Below are 25,742 nucleotides of genomic sequence, written 5' to 3'. Positions count from 1 at the left end.
CGCATTAACCGCAACTCAATCCATTGTGGGTCATGCTAGTCTGCCGGGAAACAGGGAGGAATCGCGCATGTTCGCGGCTTTGAAAATCGTTCATCTTTTCTGTCTTCTGGCCGGTGGTGCCGCGTCTATCGGCAATGCCGTGCTTATGCGGCGCGTCGCGCGCCTCGGCGCGCCGCCTCCGCCCATTGTGCCGGAGGTGATGGGCGTCCTCGCTCGGATGGGGCTCGGCGCAATCGTGCTCCTTTGGATCACGGGAGTCCTGATGATCGCTGTCGGGCCGGGAACGCTGGCGCTCGGCTGGGAGTTCTACGTGAAGCTCCTCGGCGCCGCTGTAGTTCTCGGGATCGTGTCGCTCATGTCGATGATCCGCGCACGCGCAGCGGCGGAAAGGCGCCCCCCGGACCCGAAGCGGATGCGGACTCTGAGCCGGATCGCCTTCGCGGGAACCTCGACCGCAATCATCTTCGCTGTGCTGGCTTTCGCTTGAGGAGCCGCCCGGACCGGCCTCCGACAGCCTTTCGCGCTCACCGGCCGGCAGCGTTGAGAGGCCGTGAAACCCGAATGTGAAGAAAACAGAGGTGGTGCGGTTTATCGGAACACGTTCCGGGCGTCTTGCAGGTGTTTTTCCGCCTTGGCTACGCCGCCACCGCTTGGGGCATCGGCAGGTTGAAGTCGGCCTGATGGGGTGTTTTTCCGTCAAGCGATGAATCCGGCCCGCGGCATTGCGCCTTTCGGTGAGCCGGCGCCCCGGGCAAAGGGGATCTCGTTCGAGCCGTCAGGTGACGCGCCAACGGGCGAAGGCCGGCACGGCCCTCGTGTTTCTTTTGCGGCGCGTCTTTCTGAAGCTCGGTCCGCCACACCAAACGATCGCGCGAAAGGAGCGCGAGACCGAGTGAATTCAATCGCACCCAGACCGAACCTTGCAGTGAACGGAAGCCGGACGGCCTTTTCCGCCGCGCAGATTGTGGGAGGCGAATCGGTTTCAGCCTGCGCGGTTGAAAGCTACCTGGCGCGAAGTCGCCGTCGAGCTGGCCGACATTTGGCCAACTCGATCTCGACGGACAATCCTGTTAAAGGGGATTTTGGTGCCCAGAAGAGGACTCGAACCTCCACGCCTTGCGGCACTGGTACCTGAAACCAGCGCGTCTACCAATTCCGCCATCTGGGCCGATGTCGTGCGGCGTCAGATACGGGCTTGTCCGGGTGCTGTCAACGGGGGCTGAAAAATTTCGCAGCCATGACCTCGCCTGATACCAGTTCGGCCTTCGGGGCCTTCCGGCCCTGATTGCCGCTTGTTCGCGCAAGGCCGCTTCGCTATTGAGGCCAGGGTCACCGAAGGAGGCACAGCGAATGTCCAAGCTGGTCACGATCTATGGCGGGTCGGGGTTCGTCGGGCGCTACGTCGCGCGGCGGATGGCGAAGGAGGGCTGGCGCGTCCGTGTCGCCGTGCGGCGCCCGAACGAGGCGCTGTTCGTGAAGACCTACGGCGTCGTGGGGCAGGTGGAACCCATCCTGTGCAACATCCGAGACGATGCCTGGGTGCGCGCGGCGATGAAAGGTGCGGACGCGGTGGTGAATTGCGTCGGGGTCCTGGTGTGCGAAGGCAAGAACACGTTCGATTCCGTGCAGGCCGAAGGCGCGACACGCGTCGCCCGGTTGGCGGCCGAAGAGGGCGTTGGCCATCTCGTGCATATTTCCGCGATCGGCGCCGATGCGACAAGCCCGAGCGCGTATGCGCGCACGAAGGCCGCTGGCGAGAAGGGCGTTCTCGAAGCCTATCCGAACGCAGTCATTCTGCGCCCCTCCGTGGTCTTCGGGCCGGAGGACCAGTTCTTCAACCGCTTCGCGTCCATGTCGCGCCTCGGGCCGGTTCTTCCGGTCGTCGGGGCGGAGACCCGGTTCCAGCCGGTCTATGTCGACGACGTGGCAAGGGCCGCGCTCGCGGGCGTGCTCGGTCAGGCGGAACCCGGCATCTACGAGCTCGGCGGCCCAGAGGTGAAGACCTTCCGCGCGCTCATGGCGGACATGCTGCGCGTCATCAACCGGCGCCGCATGGTTCTGAACCTGCCGTTCGGGATCGCGCGGATCATGGCGGGCGTGTTCGACCTCTTCCAGGCTCTCACCGGGGGGATTTTCACCAACCGGATGCTGACCCGCGACCAGGTGAAGAACCTTGCGCGCGACAACGTCGTGGCCGAGGGCGCCAAGGGCTTCGAGGCGCTGGGAATCGCGCCGGTGCCGATGGCGATGGTGCTTCCCGACTACCTCTGGCGCTTCCGCAAGGGCGGCCAGTACGAGGCGATCAAGGCTTCGGCCAAGAACCTGCGGACGTGAGATTTGAGGATTCGCCGTGTTTGAGCCCGGCCTCGTCGGGACATCGGTGTTGAGGCACGACAAGGGGCCGAGATGGAAGACGGTGCGGTATTCACGGCTTTCATCCTCGGGATCCTCGAGGGGCTGACGGAGTTCATCCCCGTTTCTTCCACCGGGCACATCCTGCTTGCGGGGCATTTCCTGGGTTTCCACAGCGCGGGCAAGACCTTCGAGGTCGTGATCCAGCTGGGTGCGGTCCTTGCGATCCTCGGCATCTATGCCGACCGCCTGATGCGGACGCTGCGCAACATCCCGACCGACCCGCAGGCGCGGCGCTTCGCCGCCTCGGTCCTGATCGCCTTCCTCCCGGCGATGGTCGTTGGCGTGCTGGCACATGACATCATCAAGACCGTGCTCTTCGAGACGCCGATGCTGATCGCCGTGATGCTGATCCTCGGCGGCGTCGTTCTTCTGATCGTGGACGAACTGCCGATCGAACAGCGCTACCACGAGGCCGACCACTTCCCCCTGCGCATGGCATTCGTGATCGGGGTGGTTCAATGCCTCGCCATGATCCCGGGCGTATCGCGGTCAGGCGCGACGATCGTCGGCGCGCTTGCGATGGGCGCGGACAAGCGGGCGGCGGCCGAGTTCTCCTTCTTCCTCTCGATGCCGACGATGGCGGGTGCCTTCGCCTTCGACATCTACAAGAGCCGCGACGTGCTCGACTGGGCGGCGGCGGGAGAGATCATCGTCGGCTTCATCGCGGCTTTCGTGGTCGCCGTGCTCGTCGTGAACTGGCTTCTCGGCTACGTCAGCCGCCACGGCTACGCCCTGTTCGGCTGGTGGCGAATCATCGTGGGAAGCATGGCCCTGACGGCGCTTCTGCTTGGATACTGAGATAAAGGTAAGTCTATCTGACCTAAAAATCCGCTGCAAAGCCACTCCGAGGCACCCGCCGGGAAAATAAATGTGATAATAGGTCAATCATTCTGACTTTTATTTCCACCGGCCGGGGAGTAGTGATGCGCCACCCGAATTCACCGCTGGGAGGCGCCGCCGTGGCCAAGCAACGCATGCTCAAATTCGTGACCGTCTCGAAAGAGATGCCCGAGAAGCGCGCCGCCGATCAGCGGGCGCAGGATTTCGGCGAGATCTACCGGGAATTCGCGACGAAGAAAGCGGAAGAGCAGGCCGGTCGCTGCAGTCAGTGCGGCGTGCCCTACTGCCAGGCGCACTGCCCCTTGCACAACAACATCCCGGACTGGCTGCGCCTGACGGCGGAGGGCCGGCTTCAGGAAGCCTACGAGATCAGCCAGGCCACAAACACCTTCCCCGAGATCTGCGGCCGCATCTGCCCGCAGGACCGGCTTTGCGAAGGCAACTGCGTGATCGAGCAGTCCGGCCACGGCACTGTCACGATCGGTGCGGTCGAGAAATTCCTGACCGACACCGCCTGGGAAAACGGCTGGGTCAAGCCGATCAGACCGGCGGCCGACCGGAGCGAGAGCGTGGGCATCATCGGCGCGGGACCAGGTGGCCTCGCCGCTGCCGACGCTCTGCGCCGCCAGGGCGTGCAGGTCACCGTCTATGACCGTTACGACCGAGCCGGCGGTCTGATGACCTACGGCATACCCGGCTTCAAACTGGAAAAGCACGTCGTGCAGCAGCGGATCCAGCAGCTCGAGGAAGCGGGCGTGCAGTTCGTGCTGAACTGCAACGTGGGCGAGGACCTGGCCTTCGACGCGATCCGCGGCAAGCATGACGCCGTGCTCATCGCGACGGGCGTCTACAAGACCCGCGGCCTCAAGGCGCCGGGCGTCGGCGTCGAGGGCGTTGTGCGCGCGATCGATTACCTCACCGCGTCCAACCGCAAGGGCTTCGGCGACGACGTGCCGGAATACGATTCAGGCGAACTGAACGCCGCGGGCAAGCGCGTGGTCGTGGTCGGTGGTGGCGATACCGCCATGGACTGCGTCCGCACCGCGATCCGCCAGGGCGCCCAGTCGGTCAAATGCCTCTACCGCCGCGACCGTGCGAACATGCCGGGCTCGCAGCGCGAAGTCGCGAACGCCGAGGAAGAGGGCGTCGACTTCGTCTGGCTCTCGGCACCGAAGGGATTCACGGGTGAGCCCGTCGATGGCGTGATCGTCGAACGCATGCGCCTCGGCGCACCGGATGCTTCCGGGCGGCAGATGCCCGAGGTGATCGAAGGCGCCGACTACAGCGAGCCCGCCGACCTCGTCGTGCTGGCCCTCGGCTTCGAACCCGAAGAACTGCCGACGCTCTGGGGCGTGCCGGAACTCGAAGTGACTCGCTGGGGCACGATCAAGGCCGATTTCCGCGAACACACGACGAGCCTGCCGGGCGTCTTTGCCGTCGGAGATATCGTGCGTGGCGCGAGCCTCGTGGTCTGGGCGATCCGTGACGGGCGGGACGCCGCCGACAGCATCCTGCGCTATCTCGCACAGCCCGCCGCAGTCGCGGCCGAGTGAACGGCTCGGGCAGGGCCCGGAAAGAGTGAGGGGAACGACATGAGCATTCCGCTGAAGAGCCTGAGCGTCGCGGCGCTCGTCCTGGCGCCGGCTCTGCCGGCCTCGGCGGCGGAACAGTTCGCGCCGCCGACCGGATGCGAAGGCTACCTTACGGTCCAGCTGAAGTCATGCCAGGTCGCCAACTACTACCGCTGCCAGCAGGACAACCCCGGCGACCAGTGGACGACATACTTCGACAGCGAAGGGCCGTTCTACACGAGCATGATCGACGCCGAAACGCGCTGGGTGCGGAGCTTCGACCATTTCGACGGCAGCTGGGAATTCCTCGACGAGGAATCCCCGGACCACGCCTCGTTCAGCGCGCTTCTCGACACAGGCCGCGATGACTACGACTTCTCGACCACGACGGATTACGGCGAGACACGGCATTTCAAGGGCTTCGACGAGCTGACCGGCGGGACTGTGAAGATCGACGGCGTGACGCTGGAACGGACCACGTTCCAGATGACCGCGTCAAATGCAGAGGGCGAATTCCTGCACTCGCGTGAGGGCAACCAGCTCATCAGCCGGGAGTGGCGGGTGTTCTTCGCCGACACCGAGCATTTCGAGAACGCCTTTGGCGACAAGGTGGATTCGGTGGACACCCCGGTGGAATTCGTCTTCCCCGGCGACAAGGGGTTCTTCTCGACCAAGCCGCAATACGGCTGCGACATGATGATGACCGGAGGGGCCACGGCAGTGGTCCCCGCCGGATACCGCGACTGACGGCGGACCCAGGAGGGCAATGCGATGACGAAGTACGATGAAAACTGGGCTGCCGCCGAACAAGCGAAGCGCGCTTGGATGGCGGAGAATTCGCTCTACCGCGACGACGACGAACATGCCTCCTGCGGCGTGGGCCTCGTCGTGTCGATCGACGGCAAGCCGAGCCGCAAGGTCGTCGAAAACGGCATCGATGCGCTGAAGGCGGTCTGGCACCGTGGCGCGGTCGATGCCGACGGCAAGACCGGTGACGGCGCGGGCATCCATGTCCAGATCCCGGTTCCCTTCTTCTACGACCAGATCCGCCGCACCGGGCACGAACCGGACATCCACCGCCTGATCGCCGTGGGTCAGATCTTCCTGCCGCGGACGGACTTCGGCGCGCAGGAACGCTGTCGGACCATCGTCGAGACGGAAGTCCTGCGGATGGGCCACTACATCTACGGCTGGCGCCACGTTCCGGTGAACATCGACGTGCTGGGGGAAAAGGCCAACGCCACGCGCCCGGAAATCGAACAGATCCTGATCCGTAACGAGAAGGACATCGACGAGGAAGCCTTCGAGCGCGAGCTCTACATCATCCGCCGCCGAATCGAGAAGGCGGCGGTCGAGGCGCAGATCTCCGGTCTCTACGTTTGCTCGCTGTCCTGCCGCAGCGTGATCTACAAGGGCATGATGCTGGCCGAGCAGGTGGCGGAATTCTATCCGGACCTCAAGGATCAGCGCTTCGAAAGCGCCTTCGCGATCTACCACCAGCGCTATTCGACCAACACCTTCCCGCAATGGTGGCTCGCCCAGCCGTTCCGCATGCTCGCCCACAACGGCGAGATCAACACGCTGAAGGGCAACCTGAACTGGCTGAAGAGCCACGAGATCCGCATGGCCTCGGCAACCTTCGGCGAGGCCGCGGGCGACATCAAGCCGATCGTCGCGGCGGGCTCGTCGGACTCGGCCGCCCTTGACGCGGTGTTCGAGGTGATGGTGCGCGCAGGCCGTTCGGCGCCGATGGCGAAGACGATGCTGGTGCCCGAAGCCTGGTCCAAGTCGGCGGCGGAAATGCCGCAGGCCTGGCAGGACATGTACGCCTACTGCAACGCCGTGATGGAACCGTGGGACGGCCCGGCCGCGCTCGCCATGACCGACGGCCGCTGGGTTTGCGGCGGCCTCGACCGGAACGGCCTGCGCCCGCTCCGCTACGTCGTCACCGGCGACGGGCTCCTGATCGCGGGCTCCGAGGCGGGGATGGTTCCCGTGGACGAGACGCGTGTCCGGGAAAAGGGCGCTCTCGGGCCAGGTCAGATGATCGCGGTCGACATGAAGGAGGGCAAGCTCTACCACGACCGGGACATGAAGGACCGGCTCGCGGCCTCGCAGCCCTTCGGCGACTGGATCGAGAAGGTCGTCGACCTGAACGCGATCATGCGTGACGTGCCGGAAAAGGCGCTGTTCGAGGGCGAAGAGCTGCGCAAGCGCCAGATCGCGGCGGGCTACACGCTTGAGGAACTCGAGACGGTTCTGGCGACGATGGCCGAAGACGGCAAGGAGCTCGTCGCCTCGATGGGTGACGACACCCCGGCGGCGGTCCTTTCGTCGGTTTACCGGCCGCTCAGCCACTTCTTCCGCCAGAACTTCAGCCAGGTCACGAATCCGCCCATCGACTCGCTTCGCGAAAGCCGGGTGATGAGCCTCAAGACCCGGTTCGGGAACCTCAAGAACGTGCTGGACGAAGATTCCTCGCAGACCGAGATCCTCGTTCTCGACAGCCCGTTCATCGCGAACGCCGAGTTCAGCGAGATGGTGCGCCAGTTCGGCGACAGCGTTTCGTTCATCGACTGCACTTTCCCTGCCGGGGCAGGACCGGACGCGCTGGGCAAGGGGCTGGAGCGGATCCGCGCCGAGGCCGAGGACGCGGTGCGTTCGGGCGCAGGGCATATCGTGCTGACGGACGAGCATCAGGGGCCCGAGAAGATCGCGATGCCGATGATCCTCGCCACGAGCGCGGTGCACAGCTGGCTGACCCGAAAGGGGCTCAGGACCTTCTGCTCGGTCAACGTGCGCGCGGCGGAATGCATCGACCCGCACTACTTCGCGGTCCTGATCGGCTGCGGTGCGACGACGGTGAACGCCTACCTCGCGCAGGATTCGATCGCCGACCGCGTACGCCGGGGGCTCCTGGAGGGCTCGCTGGAAGAGAATACGCGCCGCTATCGCGATGCGATCGACGCCGGCCTTCTGAAGATCATGTCGAAGATGGGGATCTCGGTGATCTCCTCCTACCGCGGCGGCCTCAACTTCGAGGCGGTCGGCCTGTCGCGCGCGATGGTGGCGGAATACTTCCCCGGCATGCACAGCCGGATCTCGGGCATCGGTGTCACCGGCATCCAGCAGAAGATGGAAGAAATCCACGCCAAGGGATGGAAACCGGGCATGGACGTGCTTCCCATCGGCGGCTTCTACAAGGCGCGCCGCTCGGGCGAGAAGCACGCCTGGGAAGCGCAGACGATGCACATGCTGCAATCGGCCTGCGACAGGGCGTCCTATGACATGTGGAAGCAGTATTCGGCCGCGATGCGGTCGAACCCGCCGATCCACCTGCGCGACCTCCTGGACATCAAGCCCCTGGGCAAGCCGGTGCCGATCGAGGAGGTGGAATCGATCACCTCGATCCGCAAGCGCTTCGTGACGCCGGGGATGTCGCTGGGCGCGCTGTCGCCCGAGGCGCACAAGACGCTGAACGTCGCAATGAACCGGATCGGCGCGAAGTCCGATAGCGGCGAGGGCGGCGAGGACCCGGCGCATTTCGTGCCGGAGCCCAATGGCGACAACCCTTCGGCGAAGATCAAGCAGGTGGCCTCGGGCCGGTTCGGCGTCACTGCCGAATACCTGAACCACTGCGAGGAGCTTGAAATCAAGGTCGCGCAGGGCGCGAAGCCCGGCGAGGGCGGCCAGCTTCCGGGCCTGAAGGTCACGAAGCTGATCGCGCGGCTGCGGCATTCGACGCCGGGCGTGACGCTGATCTCGCCTCCACCGCACCACGACATCTACTCGATCGAGGACCTCGCGCAGCTGATCTATGACCTGAAGCAGATCAACCCGCGCGCCAAGGTGACGGTGAAGCTCGTCGCCGCTTCGGGCGTGGGCACGATTGCGGCGGGCGTGGCGAAGGCCAAGGCTGACGTGATCCTGATCTCGGGCCACAACGGCGGCACGGGCGCGTCGCCCGCGACCTCGATCAAGTATGCGGGCCTGCCCTGGGAGATGGGCCTGACCGAGGCGCACCAGGTCCTGGCGATGAACAAGCTCCGCGACCGGGTGACGCTGCGCACGGATGGCGGCCTGCGCACCGGCCGCGACATCGTCATCGCGGCGATGATGGGCGCCGAGGAATACGGGATCGGCACCGCGGCGCTGATCGCGATGGGCTGCATCATGGTGCGCCAGTGCCAGTCGAACACCTGCCCGGTGGGCGTCTGCACGCAGGACGAACGCCTGCGCGCGAAGTTCACGGGGTCGGCCGACAAGGTCGTGAACCTCATCACCTTCTACGCGCAGGAAGTGCGGGACATCCTCGCCTCCATCGGCGCGCGGTCGCTGGACGAGGTGATCGGGCGTGCCGACCTGCTGACGCAGGTTTCGCGCGGCGCTGCGCATCTGGACGATCTCGACCTCAACCCGCTGCTCATCACCGTCGATGGCGCGGACAAGATCGTCTACGACCGGTCGAAGCCCCGGAACGCCGTGCCCGACACGCTCGACGCCGAGATCGTCAAGGATGGCGCGCGGTTCTTCGAGGATGGCGAGAAGATGCAGCTGTCCTACGCGGTCAGGAACACGCACCGCACCATCGGGACGCGTGCGTCGTCGCACATCGTGAAGAACTTCGGGATGCGGAACCCGCTTCAGCCCGACCACCTGACGGTGAAGCTGACCGGCTCCTGCGGCCAGTCGCTGGGCGCCTTCGCGGCGCCGGGCCTGAAGATCGAGGTTGCGGGCGACGCCAACGACTACGTGGGCAAGGGCCTGTCGGGTGGCATCATCGTCGTCCGACCGCCGATGTCTTCGCCGCTGGTGCCCGAGGACAACACGATCATCGGCAACACCGTGCTTTACGGTGCGACCGACGGCCACCTCTTCGCCGCCGGCCGCGCGGGCGAGCGTTTCGCGGTGCGGAACTCGGGCGCCAAGGTGGTGATCGAGGGCTGCGGCTCCAACGGCTGTGAATACATGACCGGCGGCGTCGCGGTGATCCTGGGTTCCATCGGCGCGAACTTCGGCGCGGGGATGACGGGCGGCATGGCCTATCTCTACGACCCGGAAGGCAAGGCCGAGGACCTGATGAACCTCGAGACGCTCGTGACCTGCGCGGTCAGCCACCCGCACTGGGAGGCTCAGCTGCGCGGCCTGATCGAGCACCACTTCGCCGAAACACGCAGCCGCCGGGCCGAGGCGATCCTTCAGAACTGGGAATCGGAGCGCGCGAACTTCCTTCAGGTCTGCCCGAAGGAAATGCTGGTTCACCTGCCCTATCCGCTCAGCGAGGATGCGGCGGCGATGCCGGCGGAGTAAGGCCGGTTCCGCAAAGAAAAAAGAAAGAGGGGCGCGCCTCGCGAGGGCGCGCCCCTTCGCGTTTCCGCGATCAGACCTCCGCCACGCCGACGACGTAGTTCTTGCCGTAGGCCTTCGCACATTTCGGGCAGGTCGTGTAGAAGAACCACACCTCCCCGTCCTCCTTGCCCCGCTTCGCGGCTTCGGCCTTCATCTCGTTGTACCAGTGGCGCGCCTCACGGTATGGACCTTCGAAGACCCGCGTGACGAAATCGCCCGAAAGCCTCGTCATCTCCTCGCCGGGAACGTCCTTCGTGACGGCGAAAAGGTGTTCCCCGCGGAAGGCAGAGGGATCGCGCGACAGGACGATGAACTGCTCGGGGTCCATTGCGCCCGCCTCGTCGATATGCGCCTGCACGCGGGAGAAGACCTTGCCCATGTCCACGGGCACATGCATCACCGCCTTCGTCGTGGCCCGGACAAACTTCTTGCCGCGGAAATGAAGCTCCGCCCCGTCCCAGCCTTCGGGATTGAACTTCGGGCAGCAGCCGGTGGTGTTGACGGACATGTCGTACCTGGGAAGTGCGTTCGTCTGCATCATTCCTCCTCCTTCTGTCCTTCGAAAAAGCTCGCAGGTCTTGCCGAGTTGCGCCTTGACGGGGATCAATGGGCCCGGTCTTGACCGCGGGGTTGCGGCGTGACTTATGGGCCGGATGGCGAAGAGCACGAAGAAAACCACGAAGAAAAGAACGAGCAGGAAGCCCGCCCCGGCGCCGCAACGCATCTGGCGCCGCGCGCTGCGATGGGGCTTGCGCGGCGCGGCGGGCTTCGCCGGCGTCCTCGTCTTCTGGATCATGCTCTACGTCGTCATCAACCCGCCCACGACCCCCTACATGCTGGCAGAGAGTTGGCGGCTCGGGGGGATCGAGCACGAGTGGGTGGACCTCGAGAATATCGACCCGGTTATGGCGCGGGCCGCGGTCGCGGCCGAGGATGCGAATTTCTGCCTGCACTGGGGTTTCGACATGGCCGCTATCCGGCAGGCGCTTGAGGGCGGCGCGAACCGGGGTGCCTCCACCATCACGCAGCAGGTGGTGAAGAACGTCTTCCTCTGGCAGGGGCGAAGCTGGCCGCGAAAGGCGCTCGAGGCGCTGATGACCCCGGTCGTAGAGCTCTTCTGGACCAAGCGGCGGATCCTCGAGGTCTATCTGAACGTGGTCGAGATGGGCGAGGGGCGGTTTGGCGTCGAAGCCGCCGCGCGCGGTTATTTCCGCGTCGGCGCCGGTGAGCTTTCGCCCACGCAGGCCGCGCGGATCGCGGCGATCCTGCCGGACCCCAAGGACCGCAACGCCGCGAATCCCACCGCCTTCCTGCGCCGCCGCGCTGCCGCGATCCTCGACGGGGCGGCAACGATCCGGGCGGACGGCCGCGCATCCTGCTTCGAGGATTGACCTCGGGAGGATTGAACGCGGAGCCCCGCCCCGGTATCACGCTATAGGCAGCGAGATAGGCAGCGAGCCCCGAGTATTCCCAAGATGACCCGACTTTATCACGTTCCCCTCTCGCCCTTTTGCCGCAAGGTCCGCCTGACCCTTGCCGAGAAGAAGGTCGAGGTCGAACTGGTCGAGGAACGCTATTGGGAGCAGTCGCCCGAATTCCTGCGCAGAAACCCCGCGGGCAAGGTGCCGGTGCTGAAGATCGACGGCCGGGTCCTGACGGAAAGCCAGGCGATCTGCGAATACCTGGACGAAACCGTGCCGAACCCGCCGCTCATGCCGCGTTCGCCCGAGGCGCGGCACGAAGTGCGCCGCCTCTGCGCGTGGTTCGACGACAAGTTCCAGTGGGAAGTGACCTCGAAACTTCTCTACGAGCGGGTCAACAAGAAGCTCATGGGGCAGGGATACCCGGAATCCAAGGCGGTCAAGTATGGCGCGTCCCGGATAAAGTATCACCTAGACTACATGAGCTGGCTTCTGGAGCAGCGGCGCTGGCTTGCGGGGAACGAGATGACGCTCGCGGACTTCGCCGCCGCTGCACATCTTTCCGCGCTCGACTACATTTCCGACGTGGACTGGAACCGCTCCCAGGCGGTCAAGGACTGGTACGCGAAGATCAAGTCGCGGCCCGCGTTCCGGTCCCTCCTTGCCGATCAGGTCCCGGGTTTCCCGCCGCCGCCGCATTATGCCGACCTTGATTTCTGACCGAGGCGCCGGGGGATTTTCCATCCCCCGGACCCCCTGGAGGATATTTCCGTCCAGAAGAGGGGGTGCCGTGTGGAAGGACTGAAGGACAGGCTGACGGCGCGGGCGATCGAAGAGGGATTTTCCAGCATAGGCATCTGTCGGCCCTCGTCGATCCCCGAGGCCGCCGGGCGTCTCGCGGATTTCGTCGGCGAAGGGCTGCATGGGCAAATGGCCTGGATGGCGGATCGGATGGCCTGGCGCGGCAATCCCGAGGCGCTCTGGCCCGAGGCGCGGTCGATCATCATGCTTGCCGAAGTCTACACGCCGGAGGAGGACCCGCTGGACGTCCTGAAGCGACGCGACCGGGCGGCCGTGTCAGTCTATGCGCAGGGAAAGGACTATCACGACCTCGTCAAGAAGCGGCTTAAGCGCCTGGGGCGCTGGCTGATCGCTGAGGCCGGGGGCGAGATCAAGGTTTTCGTGGACACGGCGCCGGTGATGGAAAAGCCGCTTGGGCAGGCGGCGGGGATCGGCTGGCAGGGGAAGCATACGAACCTTCTGTCGCGCGACCTCGGGAGCTGGTTCTTCCTCGGCGCGATCTTTACCACGCTCGAACTGCCCGCGGACGCGCCGGAGCGCGAGCGCTGCGGGAGTTGCACGGCCTGCCTGGACATATGCCCGACGCGCGCCTTCCCGGCGCCCTTCCAGATCGATGCGCGGCGCTGCATTTCCTACCTCACGATCGAGCACAAGGGACCCGTGGCGGAGAAGCTGCGGCCGCTCATGGGCAACCGGATCTACGGCTGCGACGACTGCCTCGCCATCTGTCCCTGGAACAAGTTCGCCGTGACCGCGCGCGAGACGGGTTACGCGGCGCGGGAGGCGGAACCGCCGCGCCTGGCCGAGCTCGCCGCGCTGGACGATGCGGGTTTCCGGGCGCGCTACTCGGGCAGTCCGGTCAAGCGGATCGGGCGGGGCCGATTCGTGCGGAACGTTCTCTACGCGATCGGGAATTCGGGGGATGAGACGCTTGCGCCCGTTGCGCGAAGCCTCGCCGGGGACCCGGATCCGACCGTCGCGGATGCTGCTCGGTGGGCCCTGGAAAGGCTGAAGGGCTGAGGCGGACCGTCCCTTGCGCCGACGGTTTGGGCATTCTCGGCAGTGTGCACAAAAGTCAGGCAATACGGGAAACCGAGGTCCCCGTCTTCCGCTTCATGTCGGTGTGATTTCAAGAAAAGCCTAGGAAAACGGGGCTCGTGACCCCATGTTTAGGAAACGGCCCCCTGTTTGGGGACGCAAGAAAAGAACCGGAGGATCAAAGAATGAGCCGACATCCCGTCGATCATCGCGACCCGCCCGAAGGTGGACGCGTCGAGCATTACGTCGACATCGAGCGCAAGTCCGGCGAGGAAGGGAGTCATCCGGCCTCGAAGGAAGTTTCAAAGCGCCCGGTCGACCGGTCGAAGTCTCGCCGCACCGAGGAATTCGTCCGGATCGAGAAGGGTCGCGAGACCTGAGGCCACACCGGTACGATCCGGCCTACTGGGACACTACCAGTCCAATCGCGTTTTCCCTGCGGACCCCGAGGCGCTTCCAGCGCATCGGGGCTTCGCGCCATGAAGGTTCCGGAGATAGGAATGGCCAAGCTGGCGACAGTCTATGACGGCCCTCAGCATTGCGTGGCACTGGATGCCGCCAAGGGGAAAGCCGTGGCGATGGATTGTCCCTATACCGGCAGGGGCGAAGAGCTTTCGCCGGGCGAACTTCTGGAGGCGGCACTCGGGGGGTGCATGCTGATCGCCATGGGTGCGCTGGCGCAGCGGGAAGGGATCGATCTGACCGGGACGCGCGTCGAAGTCGAGACGGAGACGTCGCCGCCGCCCAAGATCGTCCTTAGTTCGGTCAGGGTGGATGTGACGATGCCCAAGGGGCTCGATGCCAGTCAGCGCACAAAACTGGAGCGCGCCTCGGACAGCTGCCCGATAAAGCACGCATTTTCAGAGAAGATCGCCGTCACGGTGTCCTTCCACTATCCGGACTGATCAGGTTCGGATCAGCTGCGGGACCTCGCGCGACGCAGGATCACCGCAAGGATCGCTAGGCCGAAGAGGATCATCGCGGTTTCGATGATCGGGAAGGACGTCCCGGAAGCGATCTTCCAGATGCCGGCAACAAGGAACACCGCGCCCAGAGCGAGCCAGAAGATTTCCGGCCCGAGGCCCGACGTCACGCGCAGCCCTTGCATCACAAGTGTCAGGAACCCGAGTCCGATCACCATGATCGCCGGGCCGAAGCCAAGGAGCATCGACAGCCCGACCCAGAGGAGAGCCAACCCCCACCCGGCCATTTCAAGCGTTCTGTCCGGTCCGTGGAATGGTGCGGCAGGCATCTGCGGCGGGTCCGGGTCCTGTGACATGAGAAATCCTCCCAGGCGAGAAGACTATCGCCCGAGAGGATACTGTTCATTGATCCGGGTCAACGGGTCCGGTGCTTATTCCCGGACCAGCTTTTCGTAGGCCGTGGCGATTTCGCGCGTCAGGGCGCCCACTTCGAAGTTGTAGTCGCCGATCTGGCCGACCGGGGTGACCTCGGCCGCCGTGCCGGTGAGCCAGCATTGCTGGAAGGTCTCGAGCTCCTCCGGCATGATGTGGCGCTCGTGGACCTTGACCTGGCGATCCTTCAGCATGCCGATCACGGTCTGACGGGTCAGGCCGTTAAGGAAGCAGTCCGGCAGCGGCGTGTGCACTTCGCCGTCCTTCACGAAGAAGATGTTGGCGCCGGTCGCCTCGGCCACGTAGCCGCGATAGTCGAACATCATCGCGTCCGAGCAGCCCTTCGCTTCGGCGGCGTGCTTCGACATGGTGCAGATCATGTAGAGCCCGGCGGCCTTCGCCTGGCTCGGCGCGGTTTCCGGCGAGGGACGCTTCCACTTCGCGATGTCGAGCTTGGCGCCCTTCATCTTGGCGTCGCCGTAGTAGTTGCCCCATTCCCAGGCGGCGACCGCCAGCCGGACAGGGTTGCGTTTGGAGGCGACGCCCATGTCCTCGCCGGCGCCACGCCAGGCCAGGGCCCGGACATAGGCGTTGGTCCAGCCGTTCGCCTTCAGGACCGCGTCCTTGGCCGCGTCGATTTCCTCGGCGGTGTAGGGGATCTGCATGTCGAGGAGTTCGCCGGACTTCAGGAGCCGCTTCGAATGCTCGTGGCCCAGGAAGATCTTGCCGTCGTAGCAGCGCTCGCCTTCGAATACCGAGGAGGCGTAGTGCAGGGCATGGGTCAGGATGTGGACATTGGCCGAACGCCAGTCCACGAGTTGCCCGTCCATCCAGATCTTGCCATCGCGGTCATTGTAGGCACCGGCCATCTTTTCCTCCTCGGGGCGCGCCCTTTTTTCGGATGTTGCGCATATTAGGTCCGTAGTGGACATAATCTTGCGCGAAATCTGCGGATCGCTAACAGTTGATCCTTGGAAAGTCAACAAGGCTGACATAAAATCCAGTCGACGCGCGGGAGGAGGCAACATGGCCGAAGGATCGGGCGCGTCAGGGGCAAGCGGCGAAAGCCTTCTGTTCCTGACGGACGAGCAGCTGCGGAAGGGGATCGAGGCGATGTTCTTCGCCTATCGCGGCTTCACTGCCGATCCCGACCGCATCCTGGACAACTACGCATACGGCCGCGCCCACCACCGGGCCATCCATTTCATCAACCGCCAGCCGGGGCTCACGGTGAACGCTCTCCTGTCGGTTCTCGGCGTTACGAAGCAGTCTCTGAATCGTGTGTTGCGGACGCTGATCGAGGATGGCCTTGTCGAAAGCCGGGTGGGGCGGAAGGACAAACGGGAACGCCACCTCCACCTGACGGAGAAGGGAGCGGCATTGGAGCGAGAGCTATCGGACGCGCAGCGTGCCCGGATGCGGGCGGCCTACCGCGCGGCGGGGCCGGCTGCGGTCGCCGGTTTCCGCCAGGTGCTCGAGGCGATGATGGATCCCGAGATGCGGCGGCAATACCTCGCGCTGAGGGACGGTGCATGACCGGCAATGGCAATGGCAACGGGAACGGAAACGGGACAGACCTGCATCTTCTCATCGTCGACGACGACGAACGGATTCGCGGGCTTCTTCAGAAATTCCTGATTCGCAACGGTTTCTGGGTGACCGCGGCGCGTGACGCGGCGCATGCGCGGCGGCTTCTGGGCGGACTCGATTTCGACCTGATCGTCATGGACGTGATGATGCCCGGCGAGGATGGGATCAGCCTGACTCGCAGCCTCAGAAAGACGCTGTCGACCCCGATCCTCCTTCTGACCGCGAAGGGCGAAACCCAGGACCGGATCGAGGGGCTGGAAGCCGGGGCGGACGACTACCTCGCGAAGCCGTTCGAGCCGAAGGAACTCCTGCTGCGGATCAACGCGATCCTGCGCCGGGTTCCGGCGCAGCGCGCGGCGGAGGCCGGACCGAAGGTGCTGCAGCTTGGGCCCCTGCGCTATGACGTGGACCGGGGGGAACTCTGGCGTGGCGACGAACTTGTGCGGCTGACCGCGACCGAGGCGCAGCTGATGCGGATATTCGCGGCGCGCGCGGGCGAACCCGTGAGCCGCGCGGAACTGGTCGAGGAACTGGGCCGGGGCGCCGGCAGGGAAGGCGGCGCGGCGCAGGATCGGGCGGTCGACGTCCAGATCACGCGGCTGCGGCGCAAGATCGAGACGGACCCGCGCCAGCCGCGCTATCTTCAGACCGTGCGGGGCGCGGGCTACATGCTCGCGCCGGAGTAGGACCGCGGCCGGGGACAATGCGCCCCGAGGCATCTTGGCACAGAGGAAAGGACCGGAGTGACCACGATTCTCTTTTCCCATGAGGCGGCGCTCAACCACGTGAACCCGCCCGGGCATCCGGAACGGGTGGCGCGGCTCGAGGCGATCCTGGGTGCGCTCGATGCCCCGGAATTCTCGACGCTCCTCCGCAGGGAGGCACCGCGCGCGGAGGCGTCCGAGGTGCTGCGCTGTCATCCGCAGGTCCATCTGGACCGGATCGAGGCGCTGGCGCCCGAACGTGGTTTCGTCAGTCTGGACCCGGACACTTACCTGTCGCCCGGTTCGCTGGAGGCGGCGTTCCGCGCGGTGGGAGCCGCGGGCGCGGCGGTGGATGCGGTCCTGAAGGGTCACGCAGCAAACGCTTTCGTCGCGATGCGGCCGCCGGGCCACCATGCCGAACGCGAGAAGGCGATGGGATTCTGCCTGTTCGGCAACGTCGCCATCGCGGCGAAACGGGCGCTGGACTACCACGGGCTTCAGCGGGTCGCGGTTCTGGATTTCGACGTGCATCACGGGAACGGCACGCAGGATCTGCTCTGGGACGAGGCGCGGGCCTTCTTCGCGTCTTCACACCAGATGCCGCTCTATCCCGGAAGCGGGCATCCTTCCGAACGCGGTGTGCATGGGCAGGTGATGAACGTGCCCCTGTCGCCCGGCACGGGCGGGGCGGAAATGCGCGCGGCCTGGGAAGGCATCCTGGATCGGGCGCGGGAGTTCCAGCCCGAACTCGTGCTGGTTTCGGCCGGGTTCGACGCGCATCGGGACGATCCGCTGGCCGGCCTCATGTGGACGGAATCTGACTTCGCGTGGGTCACGGGTGCGATCTGCGATCTGGCCGAAGAGACCTGCGCCGGGCGGGTGGTCTCCTGCCTCGAAGGTGGCTATGATCTCGACGCACTGGCCGCATCGGTTGCGGCCCATGTCAGGGTTCTCATGGAGCGCGGCGGATGAGCGAGAGCGATATCGGGAAGATGACCTTCGAAGAGGCGATGAAGGAACTCGAATCCGTCGTCGGCAAGCTCGAGCGCGGCGAGGTGCCGCTGGAGGAATCGATCGCTCTTTACGAACGCGGCGCGGCGCTGAAGGCGCATTGCGAGGCGAAGCTGAAGGCCGCCGAGGAGCGGGTGGAGAAGATCACCCGCGCCGAGGGCGGCAAAGTCTCGGCGGAACCGGTCGAAGGGCTCTGATGTTTCCCGAACGTCTGGTCGAAGCGCAGCGCCTGGTTCAGGAGGCGCTGAACGGGGCATTGGCGGCGCGCGCCGACGTACCGGTCGTGGACGCGATGCGATACGCGCTTCAGGGCGGCAAGCGCCTGCGGGCCTTCCTTGTGCTCGAAGGGGCGGCGTTGCATGGCGTCGCCGCGGAAGCGGCGATGCCAGCTGCGGCGGCGGTCGAGGCGCTGCATGCCTATTCGCTGGTTCACGACGACCTGCCTTGCATGGATGACGACGACATGCGGCGGGGGCTTCCGACGGTTCATGTGCAATGGGACGAGGCGACCGCGGTCCTGGCTGGCGATGCGCTTCAGACGCTGGCCTTCGAGCTTTGCTGCGATCCGGCGCTGGGCGCGCCCGACCGGCGGGTGGAACTCGTCGCGTCCCTTGCGCGGGCCGCCGGGGCGGAAGGGATGGTTCTGGGCCAGGCTCTCGACATTGCGGCGGAGACCGCGGCCCGGCCCCTGACGCTGGAGGAAATCACCGCGCTTCAGGCCGGCAAGACCGGGGCGCTTTTCGCCTTCGCGGCGGAGGCGGGCGCGATCCTCGCTGGCGCGGACCGGGAGCCGATGCGGCGTTACGCGCAGGCCCTGGGCCTTGCCTTCCAGATTGCGGACGACATCTTGGACGTGGAAGGCGATGCGACGAAGACCGGCAAGCGCGTCGGCAAGGATGCCGCTGCCGGCAAGGCGACTTTCGTTTCGCTTATGGGGCTGGCGAGCGCGAAAGCCCGCGCGGCCGAGCTGATCGAGGAGGCCTGCGGGGCGCTTCAGCCCTACGGCGACGCGGCGGAAAACTTGCGGCAGGCGGCGCGCTTCGTTATTTCGCGCGAGACCTAGGCCCAGAGGGATGTGATGAGCGACCGTCCAGTGACACCGACGCTCGACCGTGTGACGGTTCCCGCCGACATGAAGACGCTGAGCGACCGGGAGCTTCGGCTCCTCGCGGACGAACTGCGCGCCGAGACGATCTCGGCGGTGTCGGTGACGGGCGGACACCTTGGCGCGGGTCTTGGCGTGGTGGAGCTTACGGTGGCGCTGCACGCGGTCTTCGACGCGCCGCGCGACAAGATCATCTGGGACGTCGGCCACCAGTGCTATCCGCACAAGATCCTCACCGGCCGGCGCGACCGGATCCGGACGCTGAGGATGAAGGGCGGGCTGTCGGGCTTCACCAAGCGGTCGGAAAGCCCCTACGACCCCTTCGGGGCGGCCCATTCCTCGACGTCCATCTCGGCGGCGCTTGGCTTTGCCGTGGCGCGCGACCTTGGCGGGTCGCCGGGTGATGCGATCGCGGTGATCGGCGACGGGTCGATGAGCGCGGGCATGGCCTTCGAGGCGATGAACAACGCGGGTCATCTCGGCAAGCGGCTCATCGTGATCCTCAACGACAACGAGATGTCGATCGCGCCGCCGGTGGGCGCGCTGTCGTCCTACCTGTCGCGGCTTTACGCGGGGGAGCCTTTCCAGGAATTCAGGGCGGCGGCGCGCGGTGCCGTGCGACTGTTGCCCGAGCCCTTCCAAGAGGGCGCGCGGCGCGCCAAGGAAATGCTGAAGGGCATGACCATCGGCGGCACGCTCTTCGAGGAGCTCGGGTTCAACTATGTCGGCCCCATCGACGGGCATGACATGGAACAGCTTCTCGCGGTGCTGAGAACGGTGAAGGCCCGGTCCCACGGGCCGACGCTCCTTCACGTGCTGACCAAGAAGGGCAAGGGCTACGCCCCGGCCGAGCAGGCCGCCGACAAGGGCCATGCCACGGCCAAGTTCGACGTGGTGACCGGCGCGCAGAAGAAACCGCCTTCGAACGCGCCGAGTTATACGCGCGTCTTCGCCGACAGCCTGATCCGCGAGGCGGAGACGGACGACAAGATCGTGGCCGTCACGGCGGCGATGCCGGACGGAACGGGGCTCGACCTCTTCGCGAAGCGGTTCCGGGACCGGTGCTTCGACGTCGGGATCGCCGAACAGCACGCGGTGACATTCTCCGCGGGCATGGCGGCGGCGGGGCTGAAACCCTTCTGCGCCATCTATTCGACCTTCCTGCAGCGCGGCTACGACCAGGTCGTCCACGATGTGGCGATCCAGCGTCTGCCCGTGCGGTTCGCGATCGACCGGGCCGGGCTCGTGGGCGCCGACGGAGCGACCCATGCGGGCGCCTTCGACATCGCCTTCATGTCGAACCTGCCCGACGTCGTGGTCATGGCCGCGGCCGACGAGGCGGAGCTGCGCCACATGGTGGCGACGGCGGTTGCGATCGATGACCGGCCTTCGGCCTTCCGCTACCCGCGCGGCGAAGGGACGGGAGTAGACCTGCCGGAGCGCGGCGAGGTTCTCGAGATCGGCAAGGCCCGGTTGATCGCCGAGGGTGGGCGCGTCGCGATCCTGTCCTTCGGCACGCGCCTGGCCGAGGTCCTGAAGGCGCGCGAATCGCTCGCGGCCCGCGGGCTGGCGCCCACGGTCGCCGATGCGCGCTTCGCCAAGCCTCTCGACCGCGACCTGATCCTGCGGCTCGTGCGCGAGCACGAGGCGCTGATCACGATCGAGGAAGGTGCCGTGGGTGGCTTCGGCAGCCAGGTCGCGCAGCTTCTGGCCGAGGAAGGCGTATTCGACCGCGGGCTCAAGTTCCGCTCGATGGTGCTGCCCGACACCTTCATCGACCAGGCGAGCCCCGAGGACATGTACGCGATCGCCGGCATGAACGCGCCGCAGATCGAGGCGAAGGTGCTCGAGGTTCTCGGCGTCGCGATGGTGGGTGAACGGCGGGCCTGAGCGCCGCTTGACTTCGCGAAACCGCCGCACTTACCTGCGCGGAAACCCTACCCTTGAGGCCCGCACATTGCCGGTTTCGGTCTTTGCCCTGGTGTTGATGGCCGCCGCACTGCACGCGGGCTGGAACGCGATCGTGAAGGGATCGCGGGACAAGCTCGTCTCCGCGCTGGCGATCTGCATCGCGGCAGCGGGGATCGCGGCGGTGGCCCTTCCCTTCGTGGAACAGCCGGCGCGCGAAAGCTGGGGCCATATCGGCCTCTCGGTCACGTTGCAGACGATCTACTACGCCCTCGTTGCCGCTGCCTACGGGCGAGCGGACATGAGCGTCGCTTACCCGGTCATGCGAGGCGGCGCGCCGCTGATCGTGGCCGCGGCGATGGCGGCGGTCTTCGCCGAGACGCTGAGCCCTGGCGGATGGGCAGGGGTGGCCCTGATCTCAGCAGGCATCCTGAGCATGGCGCTTCTGGGGCGCGGAGGGGCAGAGGGCATTGGCTTTGCCGTTGCGAACGCGGCGGTGATCGCGGGCTACACCATCAACGACGGGATCGGGGTGAGGGCCTCGGGCGCGGCGGTCGGCTACACGCTCTGGATCTTCCTTCTGACCGCACCGCCTTTCATCGCTCTTGCGGTCGCGTTGCGGGGAGGCGGAATCATCCCCTTGGCCGTCCGCCGATGGCGCGATGGGATCATCGGCGGGCTCGGAACGATGCTGGCCTATGGCGTCGCGCTATGGGCGATGGTGCTCGCGCCGGTCGCGATGGTCGCTGCGCTGCGCGAAACCTCGATCCTTTTCGCCACGATCATCTCGGCCGTGATCCTGCGCGAGAGCATCGGGCGAGAAAGGATCGCCGCCGTCGGCCTTATCGCGCTTGGCGCGGGGGCTCTGCGGCTCGGCTGAGCCCGTGCACTATTCCGCCGCCTTCTTCGGCAGCCGCCAGTTCGGGCGCGGGAAGTGGCACGTGTAGCCGTTCGGAAAGCGTTCCAGGTAGTCCTGGTGCTCCGGCTCGGCCTCCCAGAAGTCTCCGGCGGGCTTCACCTCGGTGACGACCTTGCCGGGCCAGATTCCCGATGCGTCCACGTCGGCGATGGTGCGTTCCGCCTCGGTCTTCTGCGCCTCGGACAGGTAGTAGATGCCCGAGCGGTAGGAGAGACCGACGTCGTTCCCCTGCCGGTTCAGCGTGGTCGGGTCGTGGATCTGGAAGAAGAACTCCAGCAGCTCGCGGTAGGAAAGCGTCCCGGGGTCGAAGACCACCTCTATGCCCTCGGCGTGGGTGCCGTGGTTGCGGTAGGTCGCGTTCTTCACATCTCCGCCCGTGTAGCCGACGCGGGTGGTAACGACGCCGGGCATTTTCCGGATGAGATCCTGCATCCCCCAGAAACAGCCGCCGGCGAGGATTGCGGTTTCGGTCTTGCCGGTCATTTGCCTTCCTCCGTCTCGAAAAGTGCGCGGAACTCCCCGTAGCCTTCGGCCTCCAGCCGGTCCATGGGGATGAAACGCAAGGATGCCGAGTTGATGCAGTAGCGCAGGCCCCCCCGGTCGCGGGGGCCGTCCGTGAAGACGTGGCCCAGGTGGCTGTCGCCGTGCTTCGAACGGACCTCGACCCGGACCATGCCGTGGCTCGTATCGCGCCACTCCGTCACGTTCGCGTCGACGACGGGCTTCGTGAAGCTCGGCCAGCCGCAATGGCTGTCGAACTTGTCGAACGAGGTGAACAGCGGCTCGCCCGAAACGACGTCGACGTAGAGGCCGGTTTCGTGATGGTCCCAGAACTCTCCGGTGTAGGGACGTTCGGTTCCGTCCCTCTGCGTGACGCGGTACTGTTCCGGAGTGAGGCGGGCAAGGGCCTCTTCCGTCTTGGCGTAGGTCTTTCGCTCGGGCTTCGTCTCTGCGGTCATCCGGGCCTCCCTCGGTGGCTCAACAGGAATATGGACCCGCGGCGCGGCAAAGCCAATTCGTGCCGTTCGCAATTCAGTGAGCGGCCTCGGCGGCGAGGGTCGCGGCGAGGCCCTCGCGGTAGGTGGGGTGGATGAGCCGGAGACCGAGGTCACGCTTGATCCGGTCGTTCCGAACGCGCTTCGATTCGCCGTAGAAGCTCCGCGCCATGGGCGAGAGGTCGGCCTCATCGAACGATACCTCGGGCGGCCTTGGTATCCCGAGCAGGTAGGCCGCATAGCCGATCACGTCCTGGGGCGGAGCCGGTTCATCGTCGCAGAGGTTGTAGATCGCGCCGGTGACCGGGCGGTTCATCGACGCGGTCAGCGCCTGAGCGATGTCGTCCACATGGATGCGGGAAAAGACCTGGCCGGGCTTCACGATGCGCCGGGCACTACCGTCGCGGAGCTTCGCGAAGGGGCCGCGGCCCGGACCGTAGATCCCCGCGAGGCGGAAGATGTGAAGCGGGAGGCCCGAACGCGCGGCGAGCGCCTGCCATTCGCCCTCGGCCTGGACACGCAGCGCGCCACGGCGGCTTGCGGGCGCAAGGGGTGTGTTCTCGTCGACCCAGTCGCCCTCGTGGTCGCCATAGACGGCTGTCGTCGAAAGATAGCCGACCCATTCGAGATGCGGCGCGGCGGCGGCGAGGTCGTCGGAAAGCGCCGCGACAACAGGGTCGCCGTCCTCGCCCGGTCCGATCGAGGACAGGACATGGCTGGCGCGGTCAAGTGCCGGGGCGAGCGGCATTCCGGGCCAGATCAGCGGTTCGACACCCTCCGCAGCGATGGCCGCGGCCTTTTCGGGCGAACGTGTGGTGCCGATCACCGTCCAGCCGTCGGCAATCAGGCGGCGGGAGAGAGCGCGGGCGGAATAGCCGTGGCCGAGGGAAAGGAGGGTCTTCGACATGCCGGGACTATCGGGCGGCGTGATCCGGGGTGCAAGTGCGAGCTGTGTCCGCAGGCTCCAATACGGTCGCGCCGGCCGGCGCCGCATGGTCTACTTGACCGGCCGCGCCGCGTGACCCGATGATGGGCGAGCCCGGTGATGCACAAGACCGCATCGGGAACACTCCATGGCCAACAGATCGGGCCGGTGACGACCACTACGCTGAACGGCGGCGAGGCGGTTCGGCGGCGGGAATGGATCGGCCCGGACGGATGGTTGCGCCTGGTGATGGGACAGGTCCCTGCGCGAGGGCGCGGATATCGGTGAGGTGGGATGAAACTCAAGGACGCCAGGCTGGATTTCGAAGCGCTCATGTCGGAGGTCATCTTCGGTCACGGGTTTCTGCACTATGGCTATTGGCCCGACGGCGCACCCGAGGTTCCCTCGGCGGAGGCGCTGGGGCGGGCGCAGCGAGCCTATTTCGACAGGCTTCTGGCAGCCATTCCGGCGGAAACAGAGACGATCCTTGACGTCGGATCCGGCACGGGGTCGAACGCCCGGGCGCTGACGGAAGCGGGATTCAAGCTGGAATGCCTCTGCCCGTCGGAGCAACTCAACGAAATGGCGCGGCGAAAGCTGCCCGAGACCGTGAAGGTCCACACGGTCAGGTTCGAGGATTTCGAGAGCGACAAGCGCTTCGACATGTGCCTTTTCGCGGAGAGCTTCCACTACATCGAGCTTGAACCGGCGCTGCGGCAAACGGCGCGCTACGCGAGGAACGGCGTGGTGATCTTTGATTATTTCCGACTTCCGGGGAAGGGCACGTTGGCCGAGGGCGAGGAAGGCACGCGGGGCACGCATGCCGAATTCCTTGCCGAGGTCGCGCGGCAGGGCGTCTTCCGCGTGGTCGAGGACGCGGACATGACGGATGCGATCATTCCGACTTTCCAGGTGCTGGATCATCTCAAGAACGTCCACGTCGCCCCCTTCGTGGCCAGGATCCGCAAGGATTATCGCAAAGCGAACCCGGTCCGGGGCTTCCTTGCGGAGCTTCTGCTAGGCAAGGCGCTCAACCGGTTCCAGAAGCCGGGGCGGCGGGCGCAGAGTTTCGCCGGGAAGTTCGAATACCGACTGATCCGTCTCGAGCGGATGTGAGGCGGGTTGATTGCGCGTCGAATTCGTGACCCGATGCGGACATGACCAGGAAGACACCCGGACTTGATGACGCCTATGCGCTGAAGTCGCCCGAGGACAGCCGCAAGCTCTATGCGGACTGGGCGGCAAGCTATGACACCGAATTCGCGGGGGCGATGGATTACCTGCTGCCCGCCGCGGTCGCGGAGGCTTTCGCCGCTGAGGGCGGCGAAGGGCCGGTTCTCGACGTGGGCGCGGGCACGGGACTGGCGGGGCTGAGGCTCGCCTCGCTCGGTGTCGGGGTGATCGATGGCGTGGACATTTCGGCCGAGATGCTCCTGAAGGCGTCGGAGAAGCGGGTCTACCGGCGGCTCTTCGCGGGTGATGTCACGGGGCGGCTCGACGCCGAGGACGGGACCTATCGGGGAATCCTCAGTTCGGGAACCTTCACCCTCGGCCATGTCGGACCCGAGGCGATCGACGAACTCCTGCGGGTGGCGGCGCAGGGGGCGATCTTCGTGCTGTCGATAAACGCCGCGCATTACGAGGCCGCCGGTTTCGCCGCGAAGTTCCGCGCGCTAGAGGGGCGCATCGCCGGGCTTTCGCTGCCCCAAGTGCCGATCTACGGGCCGCGTGCCGACCCCGCGCACCGCGCAGACCGGGCGTTCCTCGCGACGTTCCGGAAGGCGTGACGCGCCAG

26 protein-coding genes and 1 tRNA gene are annotated in these 25,742 nt (G+C 65.9%); 20 read left to right on the top strand and 7 right to left on the bottom strand.

Translation table 11 applies throughout. The annotated features are described in order from the left end of the window. Nucleotides 1-67 precede the first annotated feature (67 nt). On the top strand, nt 68-487 hold the full coding sequence (locus tag ABCN56_RS08280) for a hypothetical protein (protein WP_343080336.1): 420 nt from the start codon (nt 68-70) through the stop codon (nt 485-487). 596 nt (nt 488-1,083) lie between these two features. Here the strand turns inward: ABCN56_RS08280 and ABCN56_RS08275 are convergent. Beyond that, nucleotides 1,084-1,168: transfer RNA gene (locus ABCN56_RS08275), tRNA-Leu, on the bottom strand. A gap of 182 nt (nt 1,169-1,350) precedes the next feature. On the opposite strand from ABCN56_RS08275, the gene ABCN56_RS08270 reads away from it, so the two are divergent. From ABCN56_RS08270 to gltB, 5 genes are all read left to right on the top strand, one after another. Next, entirely contained in the window at nt 1,351-2,334 is a 984-nt protein-coding gene (locus ABCN56_RS08270) for a complex I NDUFA9 subunit family protein (protein WP_343080335.1), read from the top strand. Nucleotides 2,335-2,406: 72 nt separating this feature from the next. Continuing rightward, nucleotides 2,407-3,213: an undecaprenyl-diphosphate phosphatase gene (locus ABCN56_RS08265; protein WP_343080334.1), complete on the top strand. Its 807-nt coding sequence runs from the start codon at nt 2,407-2,409 to the stop codon at nt 3,211-3,213. 161 nt (nt 3,214-3,374) lie between these two features. Then, nucleotides 3,375-4,808: an NAD(P)-dependent oxidoreductase gene (locus ABCN56_RS08260; protein WP_343080333.1), complete on the top strand. Its 1,434-nt coding sequence runs from the start codon at nt 3,375-3,377 to the stop codon at nt 4,806-4,808. Between the two features lie 39 nt (nt 4,809-4,847). Further along, complete coding sequence (locus ABCN56_RS08255; protein WP_343080332.1) at nt 4,848-5,573, top strand: hypothetical protein; 726 nt, start codon at nt 4,848-4,850, stop codon at nt 5,571-5,573. 24 nt (nt 5,574-5,597) lie between these two features. Beyond that, complete coding sequence (gltB, locus tag ABCN56_RS08250) at nt 5,598-10,136, top strand: glutamate synthase large subunit (RefSeq protein ID WP_343080331.1); 4,539 nt, start codon at nt 5,598-5,600, stop codon at nt 10,134-10,136. Between the two features lie 70 nt (nt 10,137-10,206). On the opposite strand, the gene ABCN56_RS08245 is transcribed toward gltB, so the two are convergent. Next, nucleotides 10,207-10,713 carry a hydrolase gene (locus ABCN56_RS08245; protein WP_343080330.1) on the bottom strand — a complete coding sequence of 169 codons (507 nt, stop codon included), beginning with the start codon at nt 10,711-10,713 and terminating at the stop codon, nt 10,207-10,209. 115 nt (nt 10,714-10,828) lie between these two features. Between ABCN56_RS08245 and mtgA the strand changes: the two genes are divergently transcribed. The 5 genes from mtgA to ABCN56_RS08220 all read left to right on the top strand — a co-directional run bounded on the left by mtgA (nt 10,829) and on the right by ABCN56_RS08220 (nt 14,340). After that, nucleotides 10,829-11,566 carry a monofunctional biosynthetic peptidoglycan transglycosylase gene (mtgA, locus tag ABCN56_RS08240; RefSeq protein ID WP_343080329.1) on the top strand — a complete coding sequence of 246 codons (738 nt, stop codon included), beginning with the start codon at nt 10,829-10,831 and terminating at the stop codon, nt 11,564-11,566. 84 nt (nt 11,567-11,650) lie between these two features. Then, nucleotides 11,651-12,316: an FtsZ-binding protein FzlA gene (gene fzlA / locus ABCN56_RS08235; RefSeq protein ID WP_343080328.1), complete on the top strand. Its 666-nt coding sequence runs from the start codon at nt 11,651-11,653 to the stop codon at nt 12,314-12,316. Nucleotides 12,317-12,388: 72 nt separating this feature from the next. Continuing rightward, nucleotides 12,389-13,417 carry a tRNA epoxyqueuosine(34) reductase QueG gene (queG, locus tag ABCN56_RS08230; protein ID WP_343080327.1) on the top strand — a complete coding sequence of 343 codons (1,029 nt, stop codon included), beginning with the start codon at nt 12,389-12,391 and terminating at the stop codon, nt 13,415-13,417. 203 nt (nt 13,418-13,620) lie between these two features. Continuing rightward, nucleotides 13,621-13,815, top strand: a complete 195-nt coding sequence (locus tag ABCN56_RS08225) for a hypothetical protein (RefSeq protein WP_343080326.1) — start codon at nt 13,621-13,623, stop codon at nt 13,813-13,815. A gap of 120 nt (nt 13,816-13,935) precedes the next feature. After that, complete coding sequence (locus ABCN56_RS08220) at nt 13,936-14,340, top strand: OsmC family protein (protein WP_343080325.1); 405 nt, start codon at nt 13,936-13,938, stop codon at nt 14,338-14,340. Between the two features lie 11 nt (nt 14,341-14,351). On the opposite strand, the gene ABCN56_RS08215 is transcribed toward ABCN56_RS08220, so the two are convergent. Continuing rightward, a complete protein-coding gene (locus ABCN56_RS08215) occupies nt 14,352-14,714 on the bottom strand; it encodes a hypothetical protein (protein WP_343080324.1) in 363 nt (120 codons plus the stop codon). A gap of 75 nt (nt 14,715-14,789) precedes the next feature. Beyond that, the gene (locus tag ABCN56_RS08210; RefSeq protein WP_343080323.1) at nt 14,790-15,659 is read right to left on the bottom strand and encodes a branched-chain amino acid aminotransferase; all 870 of its coding nucleotides are present in this window, start codon (nt 15,657-15,659) and stop codon (nt 14,790-14,792) included. Between the two features lie 157 nt (nt 15,660-15,816). Between ABCN56_RS08210 and ABCN56_RS08205 the strand changes: the two genes are divergently transcribed. From ABCN56_RS08205 to ABCN56_RS08175, 7 genes are all read left to right on the top strand, one after another. Further along, nucleotides 15,817-16,326, top strand: a complete 510-nt coding sequence (locus ABCN56_RS08205; protein WP_343080322.1) for a MarR family winged helix-turn-helix transcriptional regulator — start codon at nt 15,817-15,819, stop codon at nt 16,324-16,326. Then, nucleotides 16,323-17,066: a response regulator gene (locus ABCN56_RS08200; RefSeq protein WP_343080321.1), complete on the top strand. Its 744-nt coding sequence runs from the start codon at nt 16,323-16,325 to the stop codon at nt 17,064-17,066. The genes ABCN56_RS08205 and ABCN56_RS08200 overlap by 4 nt, the downstream gene beginning before the upstream one ends. A 57-nt stretch (nt 17,067-17,123) precedes the next feature. Next, nucleotides 17,124-18,056 carry a histone deacetylase family protein gene (locus ABCN56_RS08195; protein ID WP_343080320.1) on the top strand — a complete coding sequence of 311 codons (933 nt, stop codon included), beginning with the start codon at nt 17,124-17,126 and terminating at the stop codon, nt 18,054-18,056. Then, nucleotides 18,053-18,292 (top strand): exodeoxyribonuclease VII small subunit, encoded by a 240-nt coding sequence (locus ABCN56_RS08190; protein ID WP_343080319.1) that lies wholly within the window; start codon nt 18,053-18,055, stop codon nt 18,290-18,292. Before ABCN56_RS08195 ends, ABCN56_RS08190 begins: the two co-directional genes overlap by 4 nt. Then, nucleotides 18,292-19,158: a polyprenyl synthetase family protein gene (locus tag ABCN56_RS08185; protein WP_343080318.1), complete on the top strand. Its 867-nt coding sequence runs from the start codon at nt 18,292-18,294 to the stop codon at nt 19,156-19,158. Before ABCN56_RS08190 ends, ABCN56_RS08185 begins: the two co-directional genes overlap by 1 nt. A 15-nt stretch (nt 19,159-19,173) precedes the next feature. Continuing rightward, nucleotides 19,174-21,090, top strand: coding sequence for a 1-deoxy-D-xylulose-5-phosphate synthase (gene dxs, locus ABCN56_RS08180; protein ID WP_343080317.1), 1,917 nt, complete (start codon nt 19,174-19,176; stop codon nt 21,088-21,090). A gap of 97 nt (nt 21,091-21,187) precedes the next feature. Continuing rightward, the gene (locus tag ABCN56_RS08175) at nt 21,188-21,988 is read left to right on the top strand and encodes an EamA family transporter (RefSeq protein WP_343080316.1); all 801 of its coding nucleotides are present in this window, start codon (nt 21,188-21,190) and stop codon (nt 21,986-21,988) included. A 9-nt stretch (nt 21,989-21,997) separates the two neighbouring features. Here ABCN56_RS08175 and msrA read toward each other — a convergent pair whose 3' ends face one another. The 3 genes from msrA to ABCN56_RS08160 all read right to left on the bottom strand — a co-directional run bounded on the left by msrA (nt 21,998) and on the right by ABCN56_RS08160 (nt 23,929). Further along, nucleotides 21,998-22,510 (bottom strand): peptide-methionine (S)-S-oxide reductase MsrA, encoded by a 513-nt coding sequence (gene msrA / locus ABCN56_RS08170; RefSeq protein WP_343080315.1) that lies wholly within the window; start codon nt 22,508-22,510, stop codon nt 21,998-22,000. Then, entirely contained in the window at nt 22,507-22,986 is a 480-nt protein-coding gene (gene msrB / locus ABCN56_RS08165; RefSeq protein ID WP_343080314.1) for a peptide-methionine (R)-S-oxide reductase MsrB, read from the bottom strand. Before msrB ends, msrA begins: the two co-directional genes overlap by 4 nt. Before the next feature lie 73 nt (nt 22,987-23,059). After that, nucleotides 23,060-23,929: an SDR family oxidoreductase gene (locus ABCN56_RS08160; RefSeq protein ID WP_343080313.1), complete on the bottom strand. Its 870-nt coding sequence runs from the start codon at nt 23,927-23,929 to the stop codon at nt 23,060-23,062. Between the two features lie 312 nt (nt 23,930-24,241). On the opposite strand from ABCN56_RS08160, the gene ABCN56_RS08155 reads away from it, so the two are divergent. Then, complete coding sequence (locus ABCN56_RS08155) at nt 24,242-25,063, top strand: class I SAM-dependent methyltransferase (protein ID WP_343080312.1); 822 nt, start codon at nt 24,242-24,244, stop codon at nt 25,061-25,063. 41 nt (nt 25,064-25,104) lie between these two features. Then, complete coding sequence (locus ABCN56_RS08150; protein ID WP_343080311.1) at nt 25,105-25,734, top strand: class I SAM-dependent DNA methyltransferase; 630 nt, start codon at nt 25,105-25,107, stop codon at nt 25,732-25,734. Nucleotides 25,735-25,742: the final 8 nt, after the last annotated feature.

The organism is Ostreiculturibacter nitratireducens, from assembly GCF_032670585.1.
Lineage (GTDB): Bacteria > Pseudomonadota > Alphaproteobacteria > Rhodobacterales > Rhodobacteraceae > Ostreiculturibacter > Ostreiculturibacter nitratireducens.
The sequence above is the reverse complement of the archived record's forward strand: the minus strand, read 5'-3'. Positions and strand labels throughout refer to the sequence as shown.

What these genes read in the sequence shown, in the direction of transcription:
- gltB (WP_343080331.1), top strand. Translation starts at nt 5,598, where the DNA reads ATGACGAAGTACGATGAAAACTGGGCTGCCGCCGAACAAGCGAAGCGC.
- ABCN56_RS08190 (WP_343080319.1), top strand. Translation starts at nt 18,053, where the DNA reads ATGAGCGAGAGCGATATCGGGAAGATGACCTTCGAAGAGGCGATGAAG.
- ABCN56_RS08185 (WP_343080318.1), top strand. Translation starts at nt 18,292, where the DNA reads ATGTTTCCCGAACGTCTGGTCGAAGCGCAGCGCCTGGTTCAGGAGGCG.
- ABCN56_RS08200 (WP_343080321.1), top strand. Translation starts at nt 16,323, where the DNA reads ATGACCGGCAATGGCAATGGCAACGGGAACGGAAACGGGACAGACCTG.
- ABCN56_RS08175 (WP_343080316.1), top strand. Translation starts at nt 21,188, where the DNA reads ATGGCCGCCGCACTGCACGCGGGCTGGAACGCGATCGTGAAGGGATCG.
- ABCN56_RS08245 (WP_343080330.1), bottom strand. Translation starts at nt 10,713, where the DNA reads ATGCAGACGAACGCACTTCCCAGGTACGACATGTCCGTCAACACCACC.
- ABCN56_RS08270 (WP_343080335.1), top strand. Translation starts at nt 1,351, where the DNA reads ATGTCCAAGCTGGTCACGATCTATGGCGGGTCGGGGTTCGTCGGGCGC.
- ABCN56_RS08225 (WP_343080326.1), top strand. Translation starts at nt 13,621, where the DNA reads ATGAGCCGACATCCCGTCGATCATCGCGACCCGCCCGAAGGTGGACGC.
- dxs (WP_343080317.1), top strand. Translation starts at nt 19,174, where the DNA reads ATGAGCGACCGTCCAGTGACACCGACGCTCGACCGTGTGACGGTTCCC.
- ABCN56_RS08215 (WP_343080324.1), bottom strand. Translation starts at nt 14,714, where the DNA reads ATGTCACAGGACCCGGACCCGCCGCAGATGCCTGCCGCACCATTCCAC.
- ABCN56_RS08255 (WP_343080332.1), top strand. Translation starts at nt 4,848, where the DNA reads ATGAGCATTCCGCTGAAGAGCCTGAGCGTCGCGGCGCTCGTCCTGGCG.
- mtgA (WP_343080329.1), top strand. Translation starts at nt 10,829, where the DNA reads ATGGCGAAGAGCACGAAGAAAACCACGAAGAAAAGAACGAGCAGGAAG.
- fzlA (WP_343080328.1), top strand. Translation starts at nt 11,651, where the DNA reads ATGACCCGACTTTATCACGTTCCCCTCTCGCCCTTTTGCCGCAAGGTC.
- msrB (WP_343080314.1), bottom strand. Translation starts at nt 22,986, where the DNA reads ATGACCGCAGAGACGAAGCCCGAGCGAAAGACCTACGCCAAGACGGAA.
- ABCN56_RS08210 (WP_343080323.1), bottom strand. Translation starts at nt 15,659, where the DNA reads ATGGCCGGTGCCTACAATGACCGCGATGGCAAGATCTGGATGGACGGG.
- ABCN56_RS08160 (WP_343080313.1), bottom strand. Translation starts at nt 23,929, where the DNA reads ATGTCGAAGACCCTCCTTTCCCTCGGCCACGGCTATTCCGCCCGCGCT.
- ABCN56_RS08220 (WP_343080325.1), top strand. Translation starts at nt 13,936, where the DNA reads ATGGCCAAGCTGGCGACAGTCTATGACGGCCCTCAGCATTGCGTGGCA.
- ABCN56_RS08280 (WP_343080336.1), top strand. Translation starts at nt 68, where the DNA reads ATGTTCGCGGCTTTGAAAATCGTTCATCTTTTCTGTCTTCTGGCCGGT.
- ABCN56_RS08155 (WP_343080312.1), top strand. Translation starts at nt 24,242, where the DNA reads ATGAAACTCAAGGACGCCAGGCTGGATTTCGAAGCGCTCATGTCGGAG.
- ABCN56_RS08150 (WP_343080311.1), top strand. Translation starts at nt 25,105, where the DNA reads ATGACCAGGAAGACACCCGGACTTGATGACGCCTATGCGCTGAAGTCG.
- ABCN56_RS08265 (WP_343080334.1), top strand. Translation starts at nt 2,407, where the DNA reads ATGGAAGACGGTGCGGTATTCACGGCTTTCATCCTCGGGATCCTCGAG.
- ABCN56_RS08205 (WP_343080322.1), top strand. Translation starts at nt 15,817, where the DNA reads ATGGCCGAAGGATCGGGCGCGTCAGGGGCAAGCGGCGAAAGCCTTCTG.
- msrA (WP_343080315.1), bottom strand. Translation starts at nt 22,510, where the DNA reads ATGACCGGCAAGACCGAAACCGCAATCCTCGCCGGCGGCTGTTTCTGG.